The organism is Ruegeria sp. CE6 (genome assembly GCF_056537485.1).
The window spans coordinates 83,867-109,377 of the sequence record NZ_JBQFRR010000002.1 but is presented as its reverse complement, the minus strand read 5'-3'; the positions used below and the strand labels follow the sequence as shown (position 1 = coordinate 109,377).

General features: G+C 56.9%; 23 protein-coding genes and 2 tRNA genes. 12 read left to right on the top strand and 13 right to left on the bottom strand.

The window, feature by feature from the left end; translation table 11 throughout:
* The first annotated feature begins 119 nt into the window (after positions 1-119).
* A complete protein-coding gene (locus tag ACR0DK_RS08965) occupies positions 120-1,133 on the top strand; it encodes a helix-turn-helix domain-containing protein (RefSeq protein WP_170396293.1) in 1,014 nt (337 codons plus the stop codon).
* Between the two features lie 183 nt (positions 1,134-1,316).
* Here the strand turns inward: ACR0DK_RS08965 and rpoD are convergent, their stop codons facing one another.
* From rpoD to ACR0DK_RS08920, 9 genes are all read right to left on the bottom strand, one after another.
* Positions 1,317-3,305 (bottom strand): RNA polymerase sigma factor RpoD, encoded by a 1,989-nt coding sequence (gene rpoD / locus ACR0DK_RS08960; protein ID WP_170396291.1) that lies wholly within the window; start codon positions 3,303-3,305, stop codon positions 1,317-1,319.
* A gap of 114 nt (positions 3,306-3,419) precedes the next feature.
* Positions 3,420-5,369, bottom strand: a complete 1,950-nt coding sequence (dnaG, locus tag ACR0DK_RS08955; RefSeq protein ID WP_480735804.1) for a DNA primase — start codon at positions 5,367-5,369, stop codon at positions 3,420-3,422.
* Between the two features lie 80 nt (positions 5,370-5,449).
* Positions 5,450-5,746 carry a hypothetical protein gene (locus ACR0DK_RS08950; protein ID WP_170396287.1) on the bottom strand — a complete coding sequence of 99 codons (297 nt, stop codon included), beginning with the start codon at positions 5,744-5,746 and terminating at the stop codon, positions 5,450-5,452.
* A gap of 35 nt (positions 5,747-5,781) precedes the next feature.
* Positions 5,782-6,327 carry a sarcosine oxidase subunit gamma gene (locus ACR0DK_RS08945; protein WP_223117852.1) on the bottom strand — a complete coding sequence of 182 codons (546 nt, stop codon included), beginning with the start codon at positions 6,325-6,327 and terminating at the stop codon, positions 5,782-5,784.
* Positions 6,320-9,253, bottom strand: coding sequence for a sarcosine oxidase subunit alpha family protein (locus ACR0DK_RS08940; RefSeq protein ID WP_480735801.1), 2,934 nt, complete (start codon positions 9,251-9,253; stop codon positions 6,320-6,322). The genes ACR0DK_RS08945 and ACR0DK_RS08940 overlap by 8 nt, the downstream gene beginning before the upstream one ends.
* The gene (locus ACR0DK_RS08935) at positions 9,250-9,513 is read right to left on the bottom strand and encodes a sarcosine oxidase subunit delta (RefSeq protein ID WP_170565781.1); all 264 of its coding nucleotides are present in this window, start codon (positions 9,511-9,513) and stop codon (positions 9,250-9,252) included. The genes ACR0DK_RS08940 and ACR0DK_RS08935 overlap by 4 nt, the downstream gene beginning before the upstream one ends.
* Before the next feature lie 55 nt (positions 9,514-9,568).
* Positions 9,569-10,822, bottom strand: a complete 1,254-nt coding sequence (locus tag ACR0DK_RS08930; protein WP_223117850.1) for a sarcosine oxidase subunit beta family protein — start codon at positions 10,820-10,822, stop codon at positions 9,569-9,571.
* A 196-nt stretch (positions 10,823-11,018) separates the two neighbouring features.
* Entirely contained in the window at positions 11,019-12,449 is a 1,431-nt protein-coding gene (locus tag ACR0DK_RS08925; RefSeq protein ID WP_170396277.1) for a Glu/Leu/Phe/Val family dehydrogenase, read from the bottom strand.
* Entirely contained in the window at positions 12,436-12,744 is a 309-nt protein-coding gene (locus ACR0DK_RS08920; protein WP_170396276.1) for a hypothetical protein, read from the bottom strand. Before ACR0DK_RS08920 ends, ACR0DK_RS08925 begins: the two co-directional genes overlap by 14 nt.
* A 129-nt stretch (positions 12,745-12,873) precedes the next feature.
* Here ACR0DK_RS08920 and ACR0DK_RS08915 point away from each other — a divergent pair, with 129 nt between their 5' ends.
* The 3 genes from ACR0DK_RS08915 to ACR0DK_RS08905 are packed head-to-tail and all read left to right on the top strand — an operon-like array spanning position 12,874 to position 15,798.
* Positions 12,874-14,601, top strand: coding sequence for a Tad domain-containing protein (locus ACR0DK_RS08915; protein ID WP_480735799.1), 1,728 nt, complete (start codon positions 12,874-12,876; stop codon positions 14,599-14,601).
* Positions 14,598-15,215 carry a TadE/TadG family type IV pilus assembly protein gene (locus ACR0DK_RS08910; protein WP_170396272.1) on the top strand — a complete coding sequence of 206 codons (618 nt, stop codon included), beginning with the start codon at positions 14,598-14,600 and terminating at the stop codon, positions 15,213-15,215. The genes ACR0DK_RS08915 and ACR0DK_RS08910 overlap by 4 nt, the downstream gene beginning before the upstream one ends.
* Positions 15,202-15,798 carry a TadE/TadG family type IV pilus assembly protein gene (locus ACR0DK_RS08905; RefSeq protein ID WP_170422339.1) on the top strand — a complete coding sequence of 199 codons (597 nt, stop codon included), beginning with the start codon at positions 15,202-15,204 and terminating at the stop codon, positions 15,796-15,798. The genes ACR0DK_RS08910 and ACR0DK_RS08905 overlap by 14 nt, the downstream gene beginning before the upstream one ends.
* On the opposite strand, the gene ACR0DK_RS08900 is transcribed toward ACR0DK_RS08905, so the two are convergent.
* Complete coding sequence (locus ACR0DK_RS08900; RefSeq protein ID WP_170565779.1) at positions 15,795-16,265, bottom strand: hypothetical protein; 471 nt, start codon at positions 16,263-16,265, stop codon at positions 15,795-15,797. The two genes, ACR0DK_RS08905 and ACR0DK_RS08900, sit on opposite strands and share 4 nt — an antisense overlap.
* Positions 16,266-16,424: 159 nt before the next feature.
* On the opposite strand from ACR0DK_RS08900, the gene ACR0DK_RS08895 reads away from it, so the two are divergent.
* Positions 16,425-17,336 (top strand): pirin family protein, encoded by a 912-nt coding sequence (locus ACR0DK_RS08895; protein WP_223117849.1) that lies wholly within the window; start codon positions 16,425-16,427, stop codon positions 17,334-17,336.
* A 7-nt stretch (positions 17,337-17,343) separates the two neighbouring features.
* Here ACR0DK_RS08895 and ACR0DK_RS08890 read toward each other — a convergent pair whose 3' ends face one another.
* Positions 17,344-17,931, bottom strand: a complete 588-nt coding sequence (locus tag ACR0DK_RS08890) for a TetR/AcrR family transcriptional regulator (RefSeq protein WP_480735795.1) — start codon at positions 17,929-17,931, stop codon at positions 17,344-17,346.
* A gap of 100 nt (positions 17,932-18,031) precedes the next feature.
* Here ACR0DK_RS08890 and ACR0DK_RS08885 point away from each other — a divergent pair, with 100 nt between their 5' ends.
* The 7 genes from ACR0DK_RS08885 (at position 18,032) to ACR0DK_RS08855 (ending at position 23,870) form a co-directional block, all read left to right on the top strand.
* Positions 18,032-18,280, top strand: coding sequence for a hypothetical protein (locus ACR0DK_RS08885; protein ID WP_170396262.1), 249 nt, complete (start codon positions 18,032-18,034; stop codon positions 18,278-18,280).
* 128 nt (positions 18,281-18,408) lie between these two features.
* Positions 18,409-19,695: a homoserine dehydrogenase gene (locus ACR0DK_RS08880; protein WP_170403375.1), complete on the top strand. Its 1,287-nt coding sequence runs from the start codon at positions 18,409-18,411 to the stop codon at positions 19,693-19,695.
* 71 nt (positions 19,696-19,766) lie between these two features.
* Positions 19,767-20,750 (top strand): class II fructose-bisphosphatase, encoded by a 984-nt coding sequence (glpX, locus tag ACR0DK_RS08875; RefSeq protein ID WP_480570383.1) that lies wholly within the window; start codon positions 19,767-19,769, stop codon positions 20,748-20,750.
* A 90-nt stretch (positions 20,751-20,840) separates the two neighbouring features.
* Positions 20,841-22,583 carry a single-stranded-DNA-specific exonuclease RecJ gene (gene recJ, locus ACR0DK_RS08870; RefSeq protein ID WP_480735793.1) on the top strand — a complete coding sequence of 581 codons (1,743 nt, stop codon included), beginning with the start codon at positions 20,841-20,843 and terminating at the stop codon, positions 22,581-22,583.
* A 109-nt stretch (positions 22,584-22,692) separates the two neighbouring features.
* Positions 22,693-22,767: transfer RNA gene (locus ACR0DK_RS08865), tRNA-Glu, on the top strand.
* 22 nt (positions 22,768-22,789) lie between these two features.
* Positions 22,790-22,864: transfer RNA gene (locus tag ACR0DK_RS08860), tRNA-Glu, on the top strand.
* A 214-nt stretch (positions 22,865-23,078) separates the two neighbouring features.
* Positions 23,079-23,870: an inositol monophosphatase family protein gene (locus ACR0DK_RS08855; protein WP_480735791.1), complete on the top strand. Its 792-nt coding sequence runs from the start codon at positions 23,079-23,081 to the stop codon at positions 23,868-23,870.
* 4 nt (positions 23,871-23,874) lie between these two features.
* On the opposite strand, the gene ACR0DK_RS08850 is transcribed toward ACR0DK_RS08855, so the two are convergent.
* Complete coding sequence (locus ACR0DK_RS08850; protein WP_480735789.1) at positions 23,875-24,441, bottom strand: histidine phosphatase family protein; 567 nt, start codon at positions 24,439-24,441, stop codon at positions 23,875-23,877.
* Positions 24,442-25,503, bottom strand: a complete 1,062-nt coding sequence (locus tag ACR0DK_RS08845; protein ID WP_480735787.1) for an ABC transporter ATP-binding protein — start codon at positions 25,501-25,503, stop codon at positions 24,442-24,444.
* Positions 25,504-25,511 lie beyond the last annotated feature (8 nt).

The window sequence follows — 25,511 nt, the reverse complement described above, 5'->3', positions numbered from 1 at the left end:
TTCTGCCATATCTTTGTGAGTTGCGGTCAATTCCTGGGTATCAGCACCGAGGCTGGCGCATTGCCACGGTTTGCCGCTAGGGTAACGGTATTACAGTAACGCGTTTTTTGGGCTGGGTGATGGACGTCGACATTTCACGCATTCAATTGCTGACACGGACCCTTGAGGATCACGCAAGCGCGACCGTGGTGGAACAGGTCCTGAGTGACTGCGCATTGACCCGCAGCGATATTGAACCGCCTGCCAAAAGGTACAGCGCCCACAAAGAAGCGCTGTTTGTCCGACACGCCTGCGATGCACTTGGCGATATCACCTTTGGGGCACGGGCGGGTCTGGAATTCAGTTCTTCTTCCAGCATTACGGCCTATATCAGCAAGTACTCTCGTGATCTGAAGCAGGTGATCGAGAATACGGCGCGGTTTCATGGCATTATCGACCCGGCCCTGGCCTTCAATCTGCGCCTTTCAGGTAACGCTGCCTCGCTTGAGGCCGATTGGAAAGACCCGAGCTTTTCCCGCTATCATCGGCGGACCGAGTTCCTGCTGTTTGGCGCGATCGCCCGGATGCGGGCGTTGACTCAGTTGAATCTGAATCCGATTGAGATACGGTTTCAGCACACAGTTGGGCAACACCAAGCCACCTACCAGAAAATCGGAGGTTTCCCAGTTACCTTCGGGGCCGAACGCTTGGAAATCATCCTGTCGCTGCCCTCGCTGGAAACACCGATCCCAACTTACGACCCTAGCCTGCGCGCGCATTTGGTTGAATTTGGCGAACGCCTGCTGGCCGAAAGACAGTCGCCAAGACAGAAAACCCGAGCACAGATCGAAGGGTTGATCACAGATGCGATGCCGGGGGGAATCGTACAGGTGGACGACGCCGCCTCCCAGCTCGGCCTAAGCCCTCGAACACTGGCTCGCCGCCTAGCTGATGAAGGCACCTCATATCGTGAGATCGTTGAAGATTTACGATGTGACCTGGCGCAGACCTTCATCAAGAACGGTATGCATCTGTCCGAAATCTCGTATTCGCTCGGTTATTCCGATCAGGCTGCGTTTTCCACCGCCTTCAAACGTTGGACGGGTCAGGCCCCGACTGCTTTTCGCAAACGTGTCTCTCATCCGCTTTCATGAAGCTACAACGTGGCCGGGGGTCATCAGCCCAATCACCTCGCCCCGGCCTGTCCATGAGTGGACAGCGGCGATATAAAGATGGCATCGCCGGACTCCTTGCGAATTCCCGCCAATTTGATTTGAAGTTCAGTCATTGTGAGCGGGCGAAAGAAAAAAGCGCCTCGGGATGAGGCGCCTTTCGATTTACTGATCCAGGAAGGACCGCAATTTGCGTGACCTACTCGGGTGTTTCAGCTTACGCAGCGCCTTCGCCTCTATCTGGCGGATACGTTCGCGCGTCACGCTGAACTGCTGACCGACTTCTTCTAGCGTGTGGTCGGTGTTCATGCCGATGCCAAAGCGCATCCGCAGAACCCGTTCCTCACGCGGGGTGAGAGAGGCCAGAACCCGTGTGGTGGTCTCCTTGAGGTTTTCCTGAATGGCGCTGTCCAGCGGCAGCACGGCATTCTTGTCTTCGATGAAATCGCCCAGCTGGCTGTCTTCCTCGTCGCCGATGGGCGTCTCAAGGCTGATCGGCTCTTTGGCGATTTTCATCACCTTACGAACTTTCTCAAGCGGCATTTGCAGCTTTTCGGCCAGTTCTTCCGGCGTTGGCTCGCGGCCGATTTCGTGCAGCATCTGACGACCTGTCCGGACCAGCTTGTTGATCGTTTCGATCATATGCACCGGGATACGGATCGTGCGCGCCTGATCCGCGATCGAACGCGTGATCGCCTGACGGATCCACCAGGTCGCATAGGTCGAGAACTTATAGCCCCGGCGGTATTCGAACTTGTCCACCGCCTTCATCAGGCCGATGTTACCTTCCTGAATAAGATCAAGGAATTGCAGGCCGCGGTTTGTGTACTTTTTGGCAATCGAGATCACCAGACGCAGGTTGGCCTCGACCATTTCCTTCTTGGCTTGCCGCGCCTCTTTCTCACCCTTCTGAACCTGCTGCACGATGCGGCGGAATTCAGGGATATCGAGACCAACATATTGGCCAACCTGAGCCATGTCGTTGCGCAGTTCCTCAACCTTTTCGGTCGAGCGTTCGATGAACATCTGCCAGCCCCGGCCCGGCTTCTCAGCCATTTCAGCCAACCAGTTCGGATCAAGCTCGCGCCCACGATACGCATCGATGAACTCGCGACGGTTGATGCGAGCCTGGTCAGCCAGTTTCACCATCGAGCTGTCCAGTGACATAATGCGCCGGTTGATGCCATAGAGCTGGTCAATCAGAGCTTCGATCCGGTTGTTGTGCAGGTGAAGACCGTTCACCAGTTCAACAATCTCAGCGCGCAGCTTCTGATAGGTTTCTTCGTCCTTCGCGCTGAAAGTGCCATCCTCGTTCAGCGTCGCAGAAATCCGGCTGTCCTGCATTTCGGACAGCATTGCGAAGTCGGTCGAGATGCGTTCCAGCGTGGTCAGCACCTGATCCTTCAGCGCTGCTTCCATCGCGGCCAGGGACATGTTGGCCTGATCGTCGTCATCATCGTCATCATCATTGGCAATCGGGTTGCCGTCAGCGTCAAGCTCCGGCCCCTCATCCTTGGCAGGCTTGGCCGCCTGCACCGATGAGGTATCGACAACCGGCTCTTCAACCTCGCCGTCTTCATCCATCTGGTTGCCGAAAGTGGTTTCCAGATCGATGACGTCCCGCAGCAGAATGTCTTCGGACAAAAGTTCGTCATGCCAGATGGTGATCGCCTGGAAGGTCAGCGGGCTTTCGCACAGACCAGCGATCATGGTGTTCCGACCGGCTTCAATCCGCTTGGCGATAGCAATCTCGCCCTCGCGGCTCAGCAGTTCGACTGAACCCATCTCGCGCAGATACATGCGTACGGGGTCATCGGTGCGATCCAGCTTTTCGGTTGCGGCACCAGCCAGCGCAACCTCGCGCGGACCTTCGGTCGTGACCAGTTCGGTCGAGCCTTTGTTTTCTTCTTCTTCGGCTTCTTCATCTTCGATGATGTTGATGCCCATCTCGGACAGCATCGACATAACATCTTCGATCTGTTCCGAGCTGACCTGATCAGGCGGCAGAACCTGATTGAGCTGGTCGTAGGTGATGTAACCTTTCTCGCGAGCCTCGGCGATCATCTTCTTGACCTGGGCCTGGCTCATGTCCAGCGAGATTTCCTGTTCCTGCTCGTCGGATTTGCGGTCTTCGTTCGTATCCTTGGCGGCCATTCAATGCTCCTGCAGGGATGGGTGATTCGTTTGAACCGAATCATTAGCGCGTAGAAGTGATTCGGCCACCCGTTTACCCGTTTTTCTTTTCCAGTGCCTTACGAAAACACCACTTCATCGATGTTTCCGTTCGAATTTGATGCCAGACGTGATGGCCTCAAACGCGTCTTTCTCATCGCGGTTGATTCGCGCACCATTGTCGGCGATGTCGAAAACGGCCCTGTCTTCGTTCTGGCTGCGGCTTGTACGGTTGCGCTCTTCGGCGGCTTGCGCCAGCCGATATGTCAGCGCCTCATCGGCCAGATCAGACAATTCCTCTGCCGCTTCGGCAATCTCAGCATCCAACCCCCGGAGCGCTTTGATCTTTGCGAGTTCCTCGGCCAGCGTCATCTCGGCCTTTTCAACGTCGCCCGGTTTGTACACACAGGGGATCACTGCGACATGGCGAAGGGCCAGCAGGTTTTCAAGGGGTTCCGGTCCCAAAGTTTGCATGATGTGATCCTGCAGATTGTCCGGATCGTCGATGGCATGGCGCAGGATTGCTCCCCGCAAGGCCGCATGATCAGGGTCGTGGCAATCCATTTCTTCCAGCTGAGTTTCGAATTGCACGACAACTTGTGGATTCAGGATGGCAATCGCGAGAATTGCCGCTTCGCGCAGTTGAATATCCGCATTCTCAGCCGAGGCCAGAAATGACGCCCGTGCGCCTGGCGTGGCAGGCTGTGCCTGCGGCTGCCATTTTCCGCGCGGTTGCCACGGACGATTTTGCGATTGTCGCTGTGGGCGAAACAATTGCCAGCGCAGGTCCTTAATTTCCTGCCCGTAGTGCGATCGGATCGAGGGGTCGCGGATCAGCTTGATCTTCTCTCGCAGGGATTTATCCAGCGCCGCTTTGCGTTCGGGGCTGTCAAAGACCTTGCCTTCCGTCTCGCGTTGCCAGAGCAGTTTGACCATCGGGATTGCAGCATTCAGCACATCCTGCACCGCCCCCGAACCTTCGGCGCGCAACAGATCGTCGGGATCCTTGCCTTCGGGCATCAGGGCAAAACGCAAGGATTTGCCCGCTTCCAGCAACGGCAGTGCCAAATCGACCGCTCGCATCGCCGCGCGCAGCCCTGCCGTATCGCCGTCCAGAGCGATGATCGGCTCGTCAGAGATGCGCCAAAGTAGTTGCAACTGATGCTCGGTAATCGCAGTCCCCAATGGCGCAACCGACGCGCCAAACCCGGCCTCAGCCAAAGCGATCACGTCCATATAGCCCTCGGCCACAACCAAAGGCTGCCCCTTGCCTGCCGCCTGTCGTGCGGGGCCATGGTTGTAGAGGCTGCGGCCTTTGTCGAACAGTTCGGTCTCGGGCGAGTTCAGGTATTTGGCGTTGTCATTGGGATCCATCGCCCGGCCACCAAACGCAATGCACCGCCCGCGCGGGTCGCGGATCGGGTACATGATGCGGTTGCGGAATGTGTCATAGGGCTTTTTGCCCTTGTTCGAAGGTTTCGCCAGCCCGGCCCCAAGGATCAGGTCCTCGGAGACATTCTTACCGGTTAGATGATCCCACAGAGTCTGCCAGCCCTCGGGTGCGAAACCGATTTCCCAACGGTCCAGCGCCTTCGCGTCAAGACCGCGAAGTGTCAAATAATCACGTGCCGCCGCCCCTGCCCCAGTCTTGAGTTGCAAACGAAAGAACTGCACAGCCTGTTCCATCACCTCGGCCAGCTGTGAACGGCGGTCCTGCTTTTCCTGCGCCTTGGGATCACGCGCGGGCATCGGCATCCCGGCCTCGCGCGCCAGAATTTCCACGGCTTCTATGAAAGAGACATTCTCGGTCTCTTTCACAAAACTGATCGCGTCCCCTTTGGCGTGGCAGCCAAAGCAATAATAGAATCCCTTTTGGTCATCGACGTGGAACGAGGCGGTCTTTTCGTGATGAAATGGGCAAGGCGCCCACATATCCCCCTTGCCCTGATTGGATTTGCGCTGGTCCCACATGACCTTACGCCCAACAACCTGAGACAGGCTGAGGCGCGTGCGCAGTTCATCCAGAAATCCGGGGGGCAAAGACATGGGTCAAACCTGCCAGAAATGAAAACGCGCGCCAAGGGGATGGCGCGCGGTTGTCCACAGAGAAATGATCTGACTGTGGATTATTGTTGTAAACACAACTCCAGCCACGCAGCTCCGAGATCCTTCTTACGCACGTCGCGCATCTTTTGCTCATATACCCAAGGCGTGATCAGCGGAACAGCGGCATTGTAGTTCTCGGGCCAGGTAGGACCACTGTCGGCCACCGCCTGCGCCACATCGCGTTCCTTGACCCGGTCAAGTCGTGCTTTCTGTATCGCGGCAACAACGTCGGCCTGATACTTGCAGCTCTGTTCCTTGGTTTCCTGTGCAACCACTGGCGTGGCCAGCACGGCCGCAACGATGGCGATACGCAACATGGGGATCTCCGAAGATTCGTTTCTATCAGCGCAGCTTACCCGCGCGCGGCGATGCCTTCCATCGCCCTTTTCAAATCGTGAACCAGTGTCTCAGCCATGGATCGGAAGACCATGATCTGAAACGTGTTCTCCCCAACGCGCGTGATCGAAGCGGTCATGTGGAACAGCAGGGTCCGGGCGGAGTGGCCGCGCTTGAAGTTCGCCTTACGCAGATCAACAGGCACTACGCGCGCCAGTACGTCTTCGACATCAGCACCCTCTAACCGGACCACAGCCCAGGCATCTGATTGGTCCACAATGGCCGCATTCTCGGTCAGGGTCGCATCAGGAGACGGCCCGATCAGCATCGCATGCGCCGGGCCGAACCAGATCGCCCGCGCGCCAGCCTTACCCGTTGCGCGGTTGGCCGACGGATAAGCCATCCCATGCGCTGCTTTCAAAGCCTCCGATAGCGCCTTTTGCTTACCCTTGAAAGGTGAGATCGAATGGATCGCGCCCGCATCCTCTTCGCTGAGCGTTACAGAGCCGAAGGTCAAAGGCAGCAACCCGTCGCAGGGTGTTTTGGCGGTCAGATTATCCACGGACGCGCCCTCCTTCGGGGTCAAAGAAAACCGGGTTCACCACTTCACACAGGGTTGTCACGCCGCGCAGATGATCGACCATTTTCACGATTTCTCCATACCTCTCAGGCCCGTCCGCCAGGAAGCCCAAGCCCAACATCGTTTCCAGCGTCGGGGAATAACACACGGAGGTCAGATAGCCCTGATCATTGATGCGCACCGGCTCGGCCTCTTCCCGGTAAAGATGCGCACCCGCCAGCAATTCCTTGCTTTCGCCAATGGGTTTGAGCCCGACCAACCGCTCGCGCCCCGGCTCTTCAAGCCCTGAACGTTGCGACATGGTTTTGCCGATGCAATCCTTCTTCTGCGACACCATCCGACCCATGCCGATATCATAGGCAGTTGTCCGTCCGTGGATCTCGGAATGCGTAATAAAGCCCTTTTCGATGCGAAGAACGTTCAGCGCTTCCATCCCATAAAGACCACCGCCCAGTGTCTCAGCCCGCTCGGTCAAAATATCGAACAGGGTCGCGCCATAGCGCGCAGGCACAGCGATTTCATATGCATGCTCGCCCGAGAACGAGATCCGGAACAAACGCCCCTGCACACCCAGCACCGAGATCGATCCGCAAGCCATGAAGGGCCAGCTTTCTTCATCAAGAGGTGTGTCCAGCAGATCGTTCAACAATTCACGCGATTTTGGTCCGGCCACGGCAAACTGTGCCCACTGTTCAGTGACCGAGATGCACGAGACATCCAGATCAGGGCGCAGTCCCTGATGAACGAACTCCAGATGCTTCATTACATCGCCAGCACCTGCTGTGGTGGTGGTCATCAGGTAATGCGTCTCTCCCAGCCGCGCGGTGGTGCCATCATCCATGACGAATCCATCCTCACGCAACATCAGGCCATATCGCGTTCGGCCAACTTTGAGGGTCGAGAACATGTTCGTATAAACGAAGTCCAGAAACGCCCCCGCATCCGGCCCCTGTATGTCAATCTTGCCAAGCGTCGAGACATCGCACACCCCGACGGCCTGACGCACCATGTTGACCTCACGGTCACAGGATTGCCGCCACGTGGTTTCTCCACCCTTTGGGAAATAGCTGGGGCGATACCACAACCCGGCCTCAACCAACGGAGCTTTCCGCGCTACGGTCGCTTTGTGCGAAGTGATAAAGCGTTGCGGCTTGAAACCCTTGCCTTCAGCCCCAGCACCCAGCGCGGCAATGGCGATAGGAGAATACGGAGGGCGGAACGTCGTGGTTCCGGTTTCGGGTATCGCGCGCCCGGTGACGTCCGCTAGAATGGCCAACGCCGCCACGTTCGAATTCTTGCCCTGATCCGTCGCCATACCTTGCGTCGTATAGCGCTTCATGTGCTCGACTGACCGGAAGTTCTCAGTCGCGGCCTGTTTGACGTCTTTCACTGTAACATCGTTCTGGAAATCCAGCCACGCGCGCCCTTTGCCGGGAACGGCCCAAAGCTGCGTGATCTCGTATGGCGTATCCTCGGCCTGCGGTGGCACAGTCTTCGTGGCCTTGTAGCCAAGATCGCCAAGTACGCCTTTGGCTGCCTCAATCCCTTCACGAAGGCAGGCTGTAGTTGAGAAAGATCCGTTGCACGCACCCGCTGTCACCATGCCCGGCACGGCCCCTGGCGTTGGCACAAAGGCTTCGATCTCACGCTTCCAGATCGGGCGGCTATTCATGTGACACGTTAGATGAACCGAAGGATTCCAGCCCCCTGTCATGGCAAGGCAATCCGTGTGTATCCGTTCTTCTCCACTGGCACGGCGCACTGTAATCGCCTCCAGCCCTTTACGGCCCGAACTGTTACAAACTTGCGCCCCGCGCAGAACCTCGTAGTCGTCAGACAAGGGCGCGTCATGGCGGCTATCGATCACAGCCGCCACATGGACACCAGCATCCAACAAATCACGAGCAGTGCGATGGATATCGTCAGTATTTCCGAAGATCGTCACATTGCGGCCCGGGCTGACACCCCATCGGTTTAGATACGCCCGCACCGCGCCAGCAGTCATGATCCCCGGGCGATCATTGTTGCGGAATGCGACCGGGCGCTCCAGCGCGCCTGCCGCCAGAACTGACCGCTTGGCCACGATCCGCCAATAGGTTTCCAACGGCGCCCCGTTGGGGCGGTGATCCGTATGGTGAAAAACGCGTTCCAACGCCGCAAAGGTACCTTGGTCATAGGCACCTGCGATAGTGGTCCGGGTCATGATGCGGACATTGTCCATCGCGGCCAACTCGGCCAGCACTTCGTCAACCCAATCGGGACCCGGTTTTCCGTCGACCTCATAGGTCTCGGCCAGCAGACGCCCACCCACGCGACTGTTTTCGTCGGCCAGAATGACGTCCGCGCCGGCACGACCAGCGACCAGTGCGGCCATCAGCCCCGCAGGCCCTGCCCCGATAATCAGCAGATCGCAAAAGGCATAAGCGCTTTCGTACTTGTCGGCATTGTCTTCGCCCGACAGTGCTCCCAATCCGGCGGCACGTCGAATGATCGGCTCGTATAGCTTTTCCCAGAAGCTTTTCGGCCACATGAAGGTTTTGTAGTAAAAACCCGCGCCCAAAAACGGGGAAGCCAGATCGTTGATCCCCATCAAATCGACACTCAGGCTGGGCCAGCGATTCTGGCTGCGCGCTTCAAGTCCCGGATAGATCTCTTGCATCGTGGCGCGAATATTTGGTTCTTGTCCTGCGCCTGCCCCCACGGTCATCAGCGCATTCGGCTCTTCGCTGCCTGCGCTCAGCACACCCCTAGGCCGGTGGTACTTGAACGAACGCCCCATCAGTCGTACGCCATTCGCCAAAAGCGCTGAGGTCAGGGTGTCGCCCGCATAGCCGCTATAGCTGGCACCATCGAAAACAAACGGAATCGACTGCGTACGATCGATAAGACCCTTTCCATCGATCCTCATGCCCGCTCCTCCGATGCCGGCTGCGCGTCGATCATCTCATGCGTGACCGTGTTTCGTGTGACCACGATCCAAGTACCGCACCCGCCTTCGTGATACCAAAGCTCTCGTGTCGGCCCTGCCGGGTTTTCCCGTTGGTAGACAAAATCATCCCAAGCCGCCTCACCGGCATCCGGGGCCGGTCGGTCCAGATCCACTGCCGCCCCGCGATAGTAGAATTCGCGCCGATCCCGCTCGCCGCAATATGGACAGGTGATCCTCATAGCCGCGCGCCCTTCTTGATCTTTTCAATAATACCCAAATCCAACATCGCGCCCCTCAATGCAGATTGTGCTGAGAGCCCTTGCCCTCTTCATCGATAATCCCGCGCCCGGTGCGGAAACGATCCAGTCGGAAGCCGGTGGCATTCTCGTGATACCGATCCGTCGCAATCAGATGCGCAAACACATTCCCCGAACCCGGAACCGCCTTGAAACCGCCATAGTTCCAGCCGGCATTCAGATAGAGCCCGTCGATATCCGTCCGGTCGATGATCGGAGAGCCATCGGGCGACATATCCATGATCCCGCCCCAGGATCGCAGCACCCGCGCCTTGCCGATCATCGGCATCAGCGCCATCCCGGCCTCCATCACGCTTTCGACGGTGGGCAAGTTACCTCGCGCCGCATAGGAGGCGTAAAAATCCAGATCACCGCCAAAGACCAGACCGCCCTTATCTGACTGGCTGATATAGAAATGCCCCATGCCAAACGTCACCACATGATCGATGCAGGGCTTCAGACCTTCGGTCACGAAGGCCTGCAAGACATGGCTTTCAATCGGCAGCCTCATTCCAGCCATCGCCGCCACCTGACCTGAACGCCCGGCAGCAACCATCGCCACCTTCTTGGCCCGGATCGGCCCACGCGAGGTCTGAACACCGCGCACCACGCCATTCTCGATATCAATACCGGTCACTTCGCAGTTCTGGATCAGATCCACGCCGCGCTGGTCCGCTCCGCGCGCATAGCCCCAGGCCACGGCATCGTGTCGCGCTGTACCTCCGCGCGGGTGGTAGAGACCGCCATACAGAGGGAACCTAAGGTCATCGAAATTCAGATAGGGCACCATCCGCCTCAATTCATCGCGATTGAGCAGGATAGCATCGTCACCCTGACTGATCATCATGTTGCCCCGGCGCGCAGCGGCATCACGCTGCCCGTCCGAATGGAACAGGTTGATGATCCCGCGTTGCGAATGCATGACATTGTAGTTCAGATCCTGCTCAAGACCTTCCCACAGCTTCAATGAGTGCGAGTAGAACTCGGAATTGCCCTGCAAAAAATAGTTCGCGCGCACAATGGTGGTGTTGCGCCCGATATTGCCCCCACCGATATAGCCCTTTTCCAGAACAGCGATATTGGTCAGACCATGTTCCTTGGCCAGATAATAGGCCGTGCTCAACCCATGACCTCCGCCGCCGATAATGACGACGTCATATTCGGATTTCGGTTCAGGCTCGCGCCAGTGCGGCGTCCAGCCTTTGTTGCCGGTCAGGCCCTCTTTCAGGACACGTAAGCCGGAGAAACGCATTCAGAACTCCCTACAGGTGTGTCGGCATCAAACCAACTTCACCCAGCAGTAACAACGCTGGAATCCGGTTCCACTCCTGTTTTCGACGAAAACTTGTCGCTGGGCGACTAATCCATTCACTCTGACGACTTCGACCTAAATGAAAAATGGCCAACCCGATGGTTGGCCACTCAAGAATCTTCTGTTGTCTGGGCGCTCAGAGGCCCTTGGCGCGATAGCTTTTTGAGACGCGGTCGATCGCAACGATATAGGCCGCCGTGCGCAGATCGTCGACATCTGCGCGATCATGCCAGACTTCGCTCATCGACTGATAGGCAATGCGCATCGTGTCATCGAGACCAGAACGCACCAGCTCCAACTCGCCAGCGCCCTTTAGGTACTTGGCCTTGAAATCCGGAGACATCGACCAAGCGTCACCCAGATACCGATCCAACCGTTCCAGTTCGCTGACGATCAACTCATGCCGAGCTTCTTCCTGACGCCGCTGCATCCGGCCAAAACGGATGTGGCTGAGGTTTTTGACCCATTCAAAATAGGACACGGTCACACCACCGGCGTTTGCATACATGTCAGGAATGATCACCGTGCCTTTCTTGCGCATGATCTCATCAGCACCCGCCGTGACAGGCCCGTTGGCGGCCTCGATGATCAGTGGTGCCTTGATACGTTCGGCGTTGGATAGGTTTATTACCCCCTCCAGCGCCGCCGGAATCAGGATGTCACACTCGGCTTCAAGTACCGCGCCGCCCTCGGCGGAATGCGTGGCGTCGGGATAGTCCTTCACGCCGCCATGCTTGACGATCCACTGCCGCACGGCTTCTACGTCGATGCCATCGGGATTATACAGTGCGCCATCCCATTCGATGATGCCGACCACACGCGACCCGTCTTCCTCGCTGAGGAACTTGGCTGCGTGATAGCCCACGTTACCCAATCCCTGCACGACGACGCGCTTTCCGTCCAGCGTGCCTGACAAGTTCGCCTTCTTGACGTCTTCCGGGTTTCGGAAGAATTCGCGCAAAGCGTATTGGATGCCGCGCCCGGTTGCTTCGACCCTGCCCGCGATGCCGCCGGCGTTCAAAGGTTTCCCCGTCACGCAGGCTCGCGCGTTGATATCGGTCGTATTCATCCGCGCATATTGGTCAGCCATCCACGCCATTTCGCGCTCGCCTGTTCCCATATCGGGCGCAGGCACGTTCTGTGAGGGGTTGATCAGATCGCGCTTTGCCAGCTCATAGGCAAAACGACGCGTGATCTGTTCCATCTCATGTTCTTCATACTGGCGAGGATCAATGCAAAGGCCCCCTTTCGAGCCACCAAAGGGCGCTTCGACCAGTGCACACTTGTAAGTCATGAGCGCAGCGAGCGCTTCGACCTCATCCTGGTTCACCGCCAAGGCATAGCGAATGCCACCCTTTACCGGCTCCATATGTTCCGAATGAACCGAACGATATCCGGTAAAGGTGTGGATCTGCCCCCGCAGACGAACCCCGAACCGAACGGTGTAGGTGGCATTACAAACCCGTATCTTCTCTTCTAGCCCGGGCGGCAAATCCATCAGAGACGCCGCTCTGTTGAACATCAAATCAACACTCTCACGAAAGCTGGGTTCTTTAATGCCGGTCATAAAATCCTCCGTGCCGGTAGACGAGATACGTCATGACTTTTTGTCGCACTGCTTGCCAAATACCGCAATCAGTAACTGCACGTATTTTCATCAGTTTGTGAACTTTACTTTTCAGCTCCATTGGTGAGTCGGGCGTTAACGAAAGCCGCGCGATTGTCCAAAGGCGCGAAACAAAACCACCAATAACACCGGGAATAAAGCTGAATCTCGTTAAAAACGAGCAGCATAGTGTCCACTGCGCCCAAATCTCGCCACGATCCGTGGGTAAATTATTAAAGTTGCGAAGTGCTGGCATCAGTGTGTCTGATCGACCGAGGAACCAATTATGCGCAAGTTTGATTTGAAGGCCCAATTCAACCGTCTCTGCCGCGAAAACAGTTGTTCGCGGCACTTGCGGCACTTTGTTTCTTCGACAGAAGGCACGATGACGATCCTTGCCCTTTTCCTGATCGTGATAGTCTTCACCGTGGCCGGGTTCGCGGTCGACGTCATGCGGTATGATCGCGAAAGGGTAAGGCTACAATACGCACTGGACCGCGCGGTCCTTGCCGCAGCTGACCTGGACCAAGAGCTTTGCCCACGGGTCGTGGTGAATGATTACATTCGCAAAGAAGGTTTCGATACGAATATCATCAAAAATATCAAGGTCGAGCCCGAGACATGCACGACAAACGACGACGGAACCGTGACTCAGGTTGCAGAACTTGAAGGAAAGCGGAAAGTCGAAGCCAGCGCCGACATGAGCATTGAGACACACTTCATGAAATGGAGTGGCGTCGATTACATTGATACAACCGCCACCAGCATCGCCGAAGAATCGATTGGTAACGTCGAAATTTCATTGGTTCTGGACGTCTCGGGTTCGATGCGCGGGACAAAGCTGACCAACCTCAAAAGTGCCGCTGAGGACTTTATCGATGAGATGATCCTGAAATCTGAGGATGGTAGATTGTCGATCTCAATCGTGCCCTACTCGGAACAGGTGTCGGTGCCTGACTATCTTATGAATGCTTTGAACACGATCGGGGCTAACGAAAGGGCCAATTGCATCGATTTCCAGGCTTCGGACTACACAACGACCGATTTCAACTATTACGACATCGTGGACGACGAAGGAAACATCATCACAAAAGGGGATTATGTCCCGCAAACTCTTCATTTCAAGGATAATGGCTCCAGCGACAAAAGGTTCAACGACACGTTGGTAACGAGCAATACGTGCCGTCTTGAAACCACCACAGATCGGCGAGAGATGACGGTAATCCAGAATGATCCTGACATTCTGAAAGGTCAGATCCAGAATCTTGTGGCAAGCGGCTGGACTTCGATCGATGTGGGCCTCAAGTGGGGTCTAACTTTGCTTGACGATAGTATCCAACCGCTGATCGCTCAGATTGCGGACAGTTCAGAAATTCCGGACTCGTTCGCAATTCGGCCAGCCCCTAACAAGACCACGGACACCCTCAAGGTTCTGGTGCTGATGACGGATGGTGAAAACACTTATCAGCACAAAGTGAATCCGCCTTATAATGACGGCCCCTCGGACATCTATTGGAATGAAGATGCCGAAACGTATTCTATCTACGATGAAGAGTATGACCGCTGGGCTTGGCCTAATGTCGCCACAACTGTACGGGACAGTTCGTACAGGCGCTGGACCCGCGACAAATACCAAGATCATGCCCATGGCAATGGGACTTATATGCGCTACCGCTGTACGGATTACTACAACGGCACCTGCTATTCGATGGATCGATCGCAAACACGCGAAGACTCCGAAGGGCTTTCAACAGATTCCGATCCGGTAGAACTGGAATGGCCTGATGTCTGGGCGCATACTGAAAAATACGCAATTCGGAATATGGTGCGTCACGCTTATGGCTGGGATCGCGGCGAAGAATTTGCAGCTGACTCCACGACCGAAATTGGTCCTTCGACCAAAAATCCAAATGTTGTAGATCTCTGCGAAGAAGCTGAAGAAGATAATGTCATCATCTTCTCGATCGCTTTTGAGGCACCCTACGGTGTTAAGCAGATGCTGAAAGACTGCGCGATCAAACCTGCCCGTTACTATGAAGCCACCGGCAATCAGATTGAACGCGTCTTCGATTCAATCAGCACCTCCATTCAAAACCTGAGGCTGACCCAATGACAAAGACACTGCGGAATCGGCTTCGGAGATTTCGAAAGAATGAGGATGGAAACTCGTCTATCGAGTTTATCTTCTGGTTTCCATTCTTCCTGTATGTCGCTTATTCAGGCATGGATCTGGGATTGCAGTCCTTCCACCATGCCGATCTTGAACGATCTCTGGATATGACAATTCGGGAGGTTCGGCTTAATCGCCTTCCTGAAGGGGAAGATGAATGGGATCACGCGCTGCTGAAGAAAATGATCTGTGACGAAGCGCTGATAACCAATTGCTCGGAAAACCTCGCGCTCGAGATGAAGTCCATTGATCCGCGGGTCGGTAATCAGTTGGATCCAACCCCCTATTGCGTCGACACTCCGGAGACAATTCGTAAGCCGGACGAAGTTGTTTTTGAACAAGGGACTTCAAATGAGCTTATGATTATCCGCGCCTGTCTTGAGGTTTCACCTGTTTTTGGGCTTTCGATGCTGAGCGGCATTGCGAAGCAGGACAACGACGGCCAATGGGAATTGCAGGCGACGACCGTATTTGTTCATGAACCATTTGGTGGTTCATCAGCTGATCCTGACGATTCATCTGACACAACAGTGGATGTGGCCGATGCCTCGAACTAACAAAGAAAATCGCAACCTTCCCAAGGCACTGCTGAACCGCTTTCTCAAACGAGAAGACGGCGCCTTATCGGTCGAGGCAATGCTGATATTGCCGCTGCTGTTCTGGTCAATGTTTGCGTCTTACACCTATTATGACAGCTATCGCCAAAGCGCGATCAACATCAAAGGAGCCTACGCAGTTGCGGATGTGCTCTCACGCGAAGCTGAAGATGTTAACGCCGCGTATATCAACACCATGTACGACCTTCTGGAAAACATGGTTGATACCAGAGCACCGGTCTCGATGCGTGTGACCTATCTGACCTATGATGGTGATAACGATCTCCACGATGTTCTATGGTCCTGCGTGCGGGGCACTGGATATCAGAAATGGACCGACGCAGAGATCGTGAAAATCAAACAACGGCTTCCGGTAATGCCTGATAACGGCTCAATGATACTGGTCGAAACCAACAATACATACAAAGCGCCATTCCAGATGGCATTCAAATTTGCTGACTTTGAAATGGATAATCTGGTCTTCACACACCCGCGTGTTTTCGACCAGATCGTCAATACCGACCCTGCTTGCTTGGGTGTCTAACTCTTTTCAGCAAGCATCGCCGACAGCATTTCCGACATGTATTTGGTCTCGGCGGCGGCTGTCATGCCGCCTATGCCAATCCTTCGTCCGACACGCCACCAAAGACCGGGCGCCCACTGGTTTGAGCTTCGTGCATGAGTGATTACCAAGAAGCCATTTGATGGCTTAAATGCGAACACGCCCCGGTCTACGCCTTCGACATCCTCGATATTGCAGATCACCTGCCCCGAGCCTGTGCGCAATTGGGATTGGGTCAGCTCGATCCTGTCTTCGGTCGCGTACCACATGCGACGGGCTAACCAGAACGCAGCTGCCCCGGAAACCAGTAAGAAGACCTGCCAGCCTAACTCAGGCGGCGATGCCAACGCGACGTAAATGACCAACGCCCCGACCGTGACCAGCATCCCTACCCCAGTCCAGCGCCGCGGTGCCGAGGCCGCGACTGTAGCCAGCACTTCTTCTTGCATATTGTTCTCCTGATTGTCCGCCCGCTTTAACCGCTTTGATACGCAAAGGACAGCACCGCGTCACCTGTCTGAGCATCTTCGCACAGCTTCAGTGTTCCTGCGCAAATTGACTGCCTCAGGCCGACGCATAAGTTCCGGTCAAAGGATCAGGAGGCGTTTATGTCACTCAGACCAACTTTGGAATTCCGCAAGGCGGTCCCGACAATGGAAGGCGCGGGCGTCAAATTGCACCGGGCGTTTGGGTTTCAGGACCCGTCGGAACTGGACCCGTTTCTGCTGTTCGATGATTTCCGGAATGACAACCCATTGGACTATATGGCCGGTTTTCCGTGGCATCCGCATCGGGGCATCGAAACGATCACTTATGTCCTGTCCGGTACAGTCGAACACAGCGACTCGCTGGGCAATAGCGGCACGCTGGGTGCCGGAGATGTCCAGTGGATGACCGCCGGGTCGGGTATCCTGCATCAGGAAATGCCCAAGGGGTCGGCCAGCGGTCAGATGCATGGGTTCCAGCTGTGGGGCAATCTGCCATCAGATCAGAAAATGGCCACCCCGCGCTATCAGGACGTTCAAAGCACTGATATTCCAGAAATCATCGATGATGATGGGACAAAGGTCCGTGTGATTGTCGGTACATTCTGGGGACGTACGGGCCCAGTGGACGGTATCGCTGCCGATCCGCAATACCTGGATATCAGCATACCGGCAGGGGTGAAAAAAACCATTCCGATCGACACATACCGCCGGGCCTTCGCCTATATCTTTGAAGGCAGCGCTGCCTTTGCGGATGCGTCTCAGCCAACTGGAATTCTTCTAGAGAAAGAGATCGCCGGGCAAGAGGTCAACATCCGCGACATGTCAGGAGACAGGACGTTGGTTCGGTTCGGGACCGGAGACGAAATCACGGTTCAGGCCGGGCCCGAGGGTGTACGGTTTCTTTTGATCTCGGGCGCTCCGATCGATGAACCCGTGGCGTGGCATGGCCCGATCGTGATGAATACGCAGGCAGAATTACAGCAAGCGTTTCGGGAGTTGCGGAACGGAACGTTCATCCGCCCGGCCCACTAAGGGCTGGTCAGGCGGTAACCGCTTTGCGGACCATGTCCCAATACACCTGCTCGACCTCATCCAGCGACAGGCGGCCGCCGCTGCGATACCAAGTGATCACACCATTCAGCATGGCGATCACCGCCAAGGTAGCGATCTTGGTATCGGAGACCGAAAATTGACCCGATTGCTGCCCGTTACGCAGAATATGCTCTAACGAGTCCTCGTAACGGCGGCGCAAAGCCTCGATTTCGGCAAAATTTTCGGGGTTCAGATTGCGCAGCTCCATATAAGCGATGAACACCTCGTCGGGACGCTGCAGGTGAAAACGGATGTGGAACCCGACAAACTGACGCAACGCATCTTGTGGATCATCAAACCGGTCGAGATCGTCATAGGCGGCCATCAGATCCTGCATGTGATCGCGCATCAGCCGAAACAGCAGGCTCTGCTTGTCGGGCGTGTAATTATAGAGTGCCCCAGCCTGCACCCCCACCTCGCCTGCGATCTGCCGCATTGAAACCGCAGCATAGCCATAACGGGCAAACAGCCCCAGTGCGGCCTCACGAATGCGGGGGCCGGTTATATCGGAATGAGAACCTTGTGTACGCGCCATGCTTCGATCGTATCTGAACAGACGTTCAGATAGAACCCCGCTTGAACCATTCCGACAAAACGTGCATCACGGGATACACGCTGCGACCCGAAGGACTGCGATGAAGCTTTTGCTGCCCATTCTCTTTGTGCTGGCCACCGCCGGCTGCGCAAATATCCCTGAGTTGGAAGGCAGCGAAACCGCCGCATTGCGCAAGGCACCCTACCCCAAGCTTATTGCTTTAGATCCCGCCCTCGGCCCTCCGACCGATCCAATCAGCGAAGCGGAAGAGGTAGAAGAAGACCTAACAGCACGCAGCGAAGCGTTGGCGGAAAAGGCCGAAGCGCTGCAGAATGCCGAGATTAACTAGGATTTCGGTCACGTCACTAGCTCCAAAAGATTAGACGGATTGCACCCCTGCCTCGAACCCGCTAAGGCAGCCCGCAAAGGACACTTCGCCATCGCGGGCGGTATAGCGAGCAGAAAGGACCCAAGGGAATGACACAGGCGCTGAGGCTTGGAATTGCCGGATTGGGAACCGTTGGCGTGGGTGTGGTCAAAATTGTACGTCGTCATGCCGATTTGTTGCACGCCCGCACCGGGCGTCGCATCGAGATCACCGCAGTTTCGGCCCGTGATGCCAGCAAGGACCGTGGCGTAAACCTCTCGGATTATGCATGGGAAACCGATCCCGTTGCATTGGCCAAACGCGAAGACATCGATGTTTTTGTCGAACTGATGGGCGGCGAGAACGGCCCCGCGAAAGCTTCGGTCGAGGCGGCGCTTAACAGTGGCAAGGATGTCGTCACCGCAAACAAGGCACTGCTGGCGATTCATGGGCAGGAACTGGCGGAATTGGCCGAAGCCGCAGGTCGTGTCATTCGCTTCGAAGCGGCTGTCGCGGGTGGTATCCCGGTAATCAAATCTCTGACCGAAGGACTGGCGGGTAACGAGATCACGCGTGTCATGGGCGTCATGAACGGTACCTGCAACTATATTCTGACCCGGATGCAATCGCAGGAGTTGGGCTATAACGCCCTGTTCGAGGAATGCGCGCAGCTTGGCTATCTTGAAGCCGATCCGAATCTGGATGTTGGCGGCATCGACGCGGCGCACAAACTGGCGCTGCTGTCTTCGATTGCCTTTGGCACCAAGCCGAATTTCGATGGGATCGAGATCGAGGGCATTCAGCATATTAGCCTCGATGACATCCATCAGGCCCACGACATGGGGTATCGCATCAAGCTGTTGGGTGTAGCACAGCGAACGGCGCGCGGACTGGAACAGCGGATGCAACCCTGTCTAGTGCCGAGCAATTCTCCGCTAGGTCAGTTGGAAGGCGGAACAAACATGGTTGTGCTGGATGGGGACGCAGTTGAACAAATCGTTCTGCGCGGCCCCGGTGCCGGTGAAGGTCCCACTGCCAGCGCGGTGATGGGCGACGTTTGCGATCTGGCGCGAGGCTTGCATATACCGACATTTGGCCGCCCTGCGACGACCCTACAAGACGCAGCCTCCGCCGTTACTGGCTTACCTGCACCCTACTATCTGCGGCTCGGTCTTCTGGACAAGCCCGGCGCTCTGGCAAAGGTCGCGGCGATTCTGGGCGATGCTGGCGTCTCGATCGACCGGATGCGGCAGTATGGGCACACAGAAAGCACAGCGCCCGTGCTGATCGTGACCCACAAAACCACGCGGGCGACGCTGGACCATGCACTGGATGGCCTGCGCGCCACCGATGTGGTGGCCGGAGAACCCGTCGCCCTGCGTATCGAACAAGTCTGACCCCTTGCGGCCTATGCTGCGCGCAGGCTATGCCGGATAAAACGCCTTAGCTGACCAAAGGATATGCGAAGATGAACGCTGCCAAGATCGATTTCAACGACCGCCTGCTGTCTCTGGGCCTTGCACGGGTGGCAGAACAGGCCGCGCTGGCGTCCGCCTCTCTGGTTGGCCGGGGTGATGAGAAAGCTGCCGATCAGGCTGCCGTCAACGCTATGCGTGAACAACTGAACCTTCTGGACATTGAGGGTGTCGTTGTCATTGGTGAGGGCGAGCGTGATGAAGCGCCGATGCTCTATATCGGCGAAGAGGTTGGCACTGGTAACGGCCCGGGCGTAGACATTGCGCTGGACCCGCTTGAAGGCACAACCCTGACCGCCAAGGATATGCCTAACGCGCTGACTGTCATTGCCATGGGCCCGCGCGGCTCAATGCTACACGCTCCGGACGTATACATGGACAAACTGGCCATTGGTCCGGGCTTTCCCGAAGGTGTCGTAAGCTTGGACATGAGCCCGCGCGAGCGAGTTGAAGCGCTGGCCAAGGCCAAAGGCTGTGAGCCCGCGGATATTACCGTATGCATATTGGAGCGTCCTCGCCACGAAGCGATGATCGCAGAGGTGCGCGATACCGGCGCCTCGATCCGCCTGATCACCGATGGCGATGTCGCGGGTGTCATGCACTGCGCTGAAAGCGAAGTGACCGGCATCGACATGTATATGGGTCAAGGTGGTGCGCCCGAGGGTGTGCTTGCCGCAGCCGCGCTGAAATGCATGGGTGGACAAATCTATGGCCGCCTGTTGTTCCGTAATGACGACGAACGTGGCCGGGCGGCCAAGGCGGGCATCACCGATCTGGACCGTGTTTATGCGCGCGACGAGATGGTAACGGCGGATGTAATCTTTGCTGCTACTGGGGTCACCGGAGGTTCACTGCTGCCGCGCATCAAGCGGGAACCGGGTTGGGTTGAAACAACGACGCTGCTCATGCGATCAAAAACGGGCTCGGTGCGGCGGATGTCCTACCGCACGCCGATGTGGCCACACAACGAAGCATAGCGGCTTGCGCCAGCGCCTTCAGCAAGAGTATTCATAAAAGACCAAGAGGCCGGATCCGCAGGGGTCCGGCCTTAGTGCATGAGGTGAGATGTGGCATTTCTGGGCGTAGAGCAATCTCTGACGGGGCGACGCTGGATCGGACCGGGGATTGAGGTCGAGCGGTCAGCAGAAATGATGGCGCAGCAGACAGATCTGCCTCGCGCCGTCTGTCAGGTTTTGGCACGGCGTGGTGTTCCGGTGATGGAGGCCGCCGGTTTCCTGGAACCTAAGTTGAAGGAACTGCTGCCCGACCCGCAATCGATGAAAGATATGGAAGTCGCTGCGGCCCGGTTTCTACAGGCTGTGAGCAAGCGCCAAAAGATCGCAGTGTTTGCTGACTATGATGTGGACGGGGGCAGTTCGGCTGCGTTGTTGTTGGTGTGGCTGCGCCAGATGGGGCTTGCCGCGACGCTTTATGTGCCTGACCGGATTGATGAAGGCTATGGGCCAAATGTGCCTGCAATGCAGGCGCTTGCGGCTAGCCATGACCTGATCATCTGCGTGGATTGCGGAACGCTGAGCCACGAACCTATCGCGGCGGCGAAGGGTGCGGATGTGATCGTTTTGGATCACCATTTGGGTGCAGAAACCCTGCCGGATTGCGTCGCCGTGGTGAACCCGAACCGACAGGACGAAAGCGGCGATCTAGGCTATCTCTGCGCTGCTGCGGTGGTGTTCCTGATGCTGGTCGAGGCGGGTCGTCAGTTGCGTGAGGCCGGGGCCAAGGGGCCGGATCTGATGGCAATGCTCGATCTGGTGGCGCTGGCCACGGTCGCGGACGTTGCGCCGTTGATCGACGCCAACCGGGCGCTGGTTCGACAGGGCCTGAAAGTGATGACCCAAAGGCAAAGGCCTGGTTTGGTCGCGTTGTCAGACGTGGCGCGCATGGATACCGCGCCCAATAGCTATCATCTGGGGTTTCTTCTGGGGCCGCGCGTCAATGCAGGCGGTCGCATTGGTCAGGCTGATCTTGGCGCGCGGCTGCTGAGCACGGACTCGATCACTGAGGCCGAAGCCTTATCCGAGCGGCTGGATGCCCTGAATTCGGAACGGCGCGAGATCGAAAACGCGGTCCGCGCGGCGGCTTTGGCGCAAGCCGAGGACCGTGGGTTGGATGGGCCGCTGGTCTGGGCCGCAGGCGACGGTTGGCATCCCGGCGTGGTAGGTATCGTTGCATCGCGGCTGAAAGAGTCGGCAAACCGGCCCGCTATCGTGATCGGGTTCGACGGGGATGAGGGCAAAGGTTCAGGCAGGTCGATCTCGGGCGTTGATCTGGGCGCGTCGATCCAGCGACTGGCTGCCGAAGGGCTGCTGGTCAAGGGTGGTGGCCACAAGATGGCGGCCGGTCTCACGGTGATGCGTGATCAGTTGGAGCCTGCAATGTCGCGCCTGTCCGAGCTTCTGGCCAAGCAGGGTGCAGGCCAAGGCGGTCCCGCCGACTTGAAACTGGACGGGGCGCTGATGCCCGGGGCCGCGACAGTCGATCTGATCGAACAGGTAGAGAAAGCGGGTCCTTTCGGGGCCGGTGCCCCTGCCCCGCGCTATGCGCTGCCTGATCTGCAAGTGCGCTTTGCTAAACGCGTGGGCGAAACACATTTGAAGCTGTCACTTTCGGATGGAATGTCTGGCGGACTGGATGCCATCGCCTTTGGCGCGTTCGACGGCCCGTTGGGGGATCGCCTGTCTAATCACGGCGGCGCGCGGTTCCATTTCGCGGGTCGGCTTGAGGTGAATACCTGGGGCGGACGACAGAGCGTGCAGCTGCGGCTGGAAGACGCGGCAGAAGCTGTCTGACAACCGTTTCAACGCCGCTCGGGAACGGCCAAAAAAGTTTCACAGCCTTGCGTTTTTCGTCTTGCGGGGGGGGAAGGTAAACCGTAAAAGGCCCTCCACAAGCCAGCGTGGCCCGTTCGTCTATCGGTTAGGACGCCAGGTTTTCAACCTGGAAAGAGGGGTTCGATTCCCCTACGGGCTACCACTTGTGCTTGTCTGGTCTAAATGGCCCGTTCGTCTATCGGTTAGGACGCCAGGTTTTCAACCTGGAAAGAGGGGTTCGATTCCCCTACGGGCTACCATTTTCTTCAATGCTACAATCGTTCCCGGCGACGTATTCTTACAGCATCGTGTTTAGCACGAAACCTGCGCGCCCCGTTTTGAAGACGCGAAATGCGGTTGAAGGCACGCCTGTCAATGGCTGCCCCGGACCGAGTTCACCAGCATTTGGTATTTGCCATTCCATCACCAAGCCTGCACAGTTTTGGCCAACAACAGATATGATTTGGATTCCCAATGGATTACCTCAAAGAACGCAAAGACTTCGCGATCGCGATCTGCAAGGAAGCTGGCACAATCGCCTCCAGGTATTTCTCCGACCGGGGCGGTTTGATCGTCAATCAAAAAGGCGCACAGGATTGGGTCAGCGAGGCAGACCGGAATGTCGAAACCTTCATCCGCCAGAGGATCGCCGAGGCTTGGCCCAACGATGGCATATTTGGCGAAGAGCATGGTGAAACACAAGGTTCAAGCGGATTTGACTGGGTGATCGATCCAATCGATGGCACCACGAATTTCGTCAATGGCATTCCGGCCTGGACCATCGTTCTGGCGGGCGTCGCTGAGGAAAATACCGAGATCGGTGTAATCCATGACCCAAATATCAATGAGACCTTCGTAGCCTCGCGCGGAGGCGGGGCAACACTGAATGATGCGCCAATGAGGGTCGCTTCGGGTGTTGCGCTGCATCAAGGAACGGTGGCAGTGGGTTATTCGAACCGGGTGGATAACCGTAACATTGTTCCAATCGTCGCGAACCTGATTGAGCGCGGGGCCATGTTTCACAGAAACGCCAGTGGCGCGCTGTCACTGGCCTATGTCGCAGCGGGCCGGCTGCTAGGCTATGTCGAAGAACATATGAACGCCTGGGATTGTCTGGCTGGTCAATTGATGATTGCGGAAGCAGGCGGCGTGGTCGAAGATCAGGACGCAGGCGCAATGACCCGCAACGGCGGTCGGGTGATCGCTGGTACTCCGGATGTGTTTGATACTTTGCGTGAAATCTCGGAGAACGCGTGGCAGGCCTGACAATCTAGTCGATTGAGCGCCATCCGCTCAGCGGTTTAAGGTCCGTTAGATCGGCTTGCCAATAATGGCCTTGCCCGGGCTGATCATACCTCCGATCAATGGGGCGGCCCGACAAGGAGCACCACAGAAGGGTCCCGACGGCCCCATGGGTAACGATGGCGAGGTCACTGCCATCATGCGTTTCGATAATTGAAGTTACTGCTTGGTTTATACGCCGCTGGGCGGCAACGGCAGTTTCCCAGCCGCGAAAACTGGTGTTGGGGTGGGCAAAGAATGCGTCAGCGGCAGCTTCGAACCGGTCACGCGGCAGAAAACCGGTGGCGCTTCGATCATTCTCGCCAAGTGCGGCATCTTGTTTTATCCGCAGGCTTCTGGGCGCGGCCAGGATGTCGGCCGTCTCGCGGGCCTTTTGCTCGGTGCTGGCCCATAGGTGGGTAACTTCTGCAAAAATTCCTCTGGTTGCGAAGGCCGCAGCGCGGCGGCGGCCTTCCGCGCTAAGCCCCCAGTCCTGAATGGGGGTGTTCGGGTCAATGATGACCTCGGGGTGCGTGATGATTAGAAGACAGGGCATCTATTCGGGCAAAAGCACCGGACCTTTCTCGGCGAAGGCCATCTGTACTTCTGTACCCGGCTCTAGCGGCGCATCAACATCGTCATGGACTGCAAAGACCTGGCCGAACGCACCGGTCAGAGTGTACTCCATTCGGACACCCACATAGGTGGCTTTGGAGACGGTCGCCGCAACTCCTTGCGCGGCCCCGATCACAAGTCGAGAAGGCCGGATGGCGACGGTCGCAGCCCCTTCGGTCAAGCCACGGGATGCCAAGGTATGGCGGTAGCCTTCGATCTCGATGGTGGCCATGTCGCCGTCGACCGAGATGATCTGGCAGGCAAGCAGATTTGCCTCACCAATAAAATCAGCAACAAAGCGATCATTTGGGGCGTCGTAAAGCTGGCGGGGCGTGCCAATCTGGGCAATCGCGGCATTCCGCATCACGACGATTTCGTCCGATACTGCCAGAGCCTCTTCCTGATCGTGTGTTACGTAGACGACGGTCAGACCAAGGTCTTGCTGAATGGCCCGGATGTCCTCGCGTACCTGGCGGCGTAGTTTCGCGTCGAGGTTCGAAAGCGGTTCATCAAACAACAGCACCTGTGGCTCCAACACCAAAGCCCGCGCTACAGCGACGCGCTGCTGTTGGCCACCAGACAATTCTGACGGGAGGCGGCCGTCAAAACCTTTCAGGCCAACCAGCTCTAAACCGTCCAAAGCGCGGCGGCGGGCCTCGTCTTTAGCAAAGCCCGAGAACGTGAGGCCATACATCACGTTCTCAAGCACGCTCATATGAGGAAACAGCGCGTAGGACTGGAACACCATGGATACGTCGCGGTCCGTCGCGGGCAGTTTGGTCACATCGCGATCCCCGATGGTGATCTTTCCCGAGGTGGCCATTTCGAGCCCTGCGATCATCCTCAGCGTCGTCGTCTTGCCGCAGCCCGACGGGCCCAACAGCGTGACCAGCTTTCCGGCTTCGACATGCAGGTTGATGTCGTCGACGGCAACGACATCCTTGCCAAACATCTTTGTCACGGACTCGAACCGAACCGGCGCGGCTTTGGACTGCAGGCTCATGTCAAACT

What these genes read in the sequence shown, in the direction of transcription:
- ACR0DK_RS08910 (WP_170396272.1), top strand. Translation starts at nt 14,598, where the DNA reads ATGACAAAGACACTGCGGAATCGGCTTCGGAGATTTCGAAAGAATGAG.
- rpoD (WP_170396291.1), bottom strand. Translation starts at nt 3,305, where the DNA reads ATGGCCGCCAAGGATACGAACGAAGACCGCAAATCCGACGAGCAGGAA.
- ACR0DK_RS08850 (WP_480735789.1), bottom strand. Translation starts at nt 24,441, where the DNA reads ATGCCCTGTCTTCTAATCATCACGCACCCCGAGGTCATCATTGACCCG.
- ACR0DK_RS08920 (WP_170396276.1), bottom strand. Translation starts at nt 12,744, where the DNA reads ATGCCAGCACTTCGCAACTTTAATAATTTACCCACGGATCGTGGCGAG.
- ACR0DK_RS08845 (WP_480735787.1), bottom strand. Translation starts at nt 25,503, where the DNA reads ATGAGCCTGCAGTCCAAAGCCGCGCCGGTTCGGTTCGAGTCCGTGACA.
- ACR0DK_RS08915 (WP_480735799.1), top strand. Translation starts at nt 12,874, where the DNA reads ATGACGATCCTTGCCCTTTTCCTGATCGTGATAGTCTTCACCGTGGCC.
- ACR0DK_RS08925 (WP_170396277.1), bottom strand. Translation starts at nt 12,449, where the DNA reads ATGACCGGCATTAAAGAACCCAGCTTTCGTGAGAGTGTTGATTTGATG.
- ACR0DK_RS08890 (WP_480735795.1), bottom strand. Translation starts at nt 17,931, where the DNA reads ATGGCGCGTACACAAGGTTCTCATTCCGATATAACCGGCCCCCGCATT.
- ACR0DK_RS08900 (WP_170565779.1), bottom strand. Translation starts at nt 16,265, where the DNA reads ATGCAAGAAGAAGTGCTGGCTACAGTCGCGGCCTCGGCACCGCGGCGC.
- ACR0DK_RS08885 (WP_170396262.1), top strand. Translation starts at nt 18,032, where the DNA reads ATGAAGCTTTTGCTGCCCATTCTCTTTGTGCTGGCCACCGCCGGCTGC.
- ACR0DK_RS08965 (WP_170396293.1), top strand. Translation starts at nt 120, where the DNA reads ATGGACGTCGACATTTCACGCATTCAATTGCTGACACGGACCCTTGAG.
- ACR0DK_RS08895 (WP_223117849.1), top strand. Translation starts at nt 16,425, where the DNA reads ATGTCACTCAGACCAACTTTGGAATTCCGCAAGGCGGTCCCGACAATG.
- ACR0DK_RS08930 (WP_223117850.1), bottom strand. Translation starts at nt 10,822, where the DNA reads ATGCGTTTCTCCGGCTTACGTGTCCTGAAAGAGGGCCTGACCGGCAAC.
- ACR0DK_RS08880 (WP_170403375.1), top strand. Translation starts at nt 18,409, where the DNA reads ATGACACAGGCGCTGAGGCTTGGAATTGCCGGATTGGGAACCGTTGGC.
- ACR0DK_RS08950 (WP_170396287.1), bottom strand. Translation starts at nt 5,746, where the DNA reads ATGTTGCGTATCGCCATCGTTGCGGCCGTGCTGGCCACGCCAGTGGTT.
- ACR0DK_RS08905 (WP_170422339.1), top strand. Translation starts at nt 15,202, where the DNA reads ATGCCTCGAACTAACAAAGAAAATCGCAACCTTCCCAAGGCACTGCTG.
- ACR0DK_RS08855 (WP_480735791.1), top strand. Translation starts at nt 23,079, where the DNA reads ATGGATTACCTCAAAGAACGCAAAGACTTCGCGATCGCGATCTGCAAG.
- dnaG (WP_480735804.1), bottom strand. Translation starts at nt 5,369, where the DNA reads ATGTCTTTGCCCCCCGGATTTCTGGATGAACTGCGCACGCGCCTCAGC.
- ACR0DK_RS08940 (WP_480735801.1), bottom strand. Translation starts at nt 9,253, where the DNA reads ATGAGGATCGATGGAAAGGGTCTTATCGATCGTACGCAGTCGATTCCG.
- ACR0DK_RS08935 (WP_170565781.1), bottom strand. Translation starts at nt 9,513, where the DNA reads ATGAGGATCACCTGTCCATATTGCGGCGAGCGGGATCGGCGCGAATTC.
- glpX (WP_480570383.1), top strand. Translation starts at nt 19,767, where the DNA reads ATGAACGCTGCCAAGATCGATTTCAACGACCGCCTGCTGTCTCTGGGC.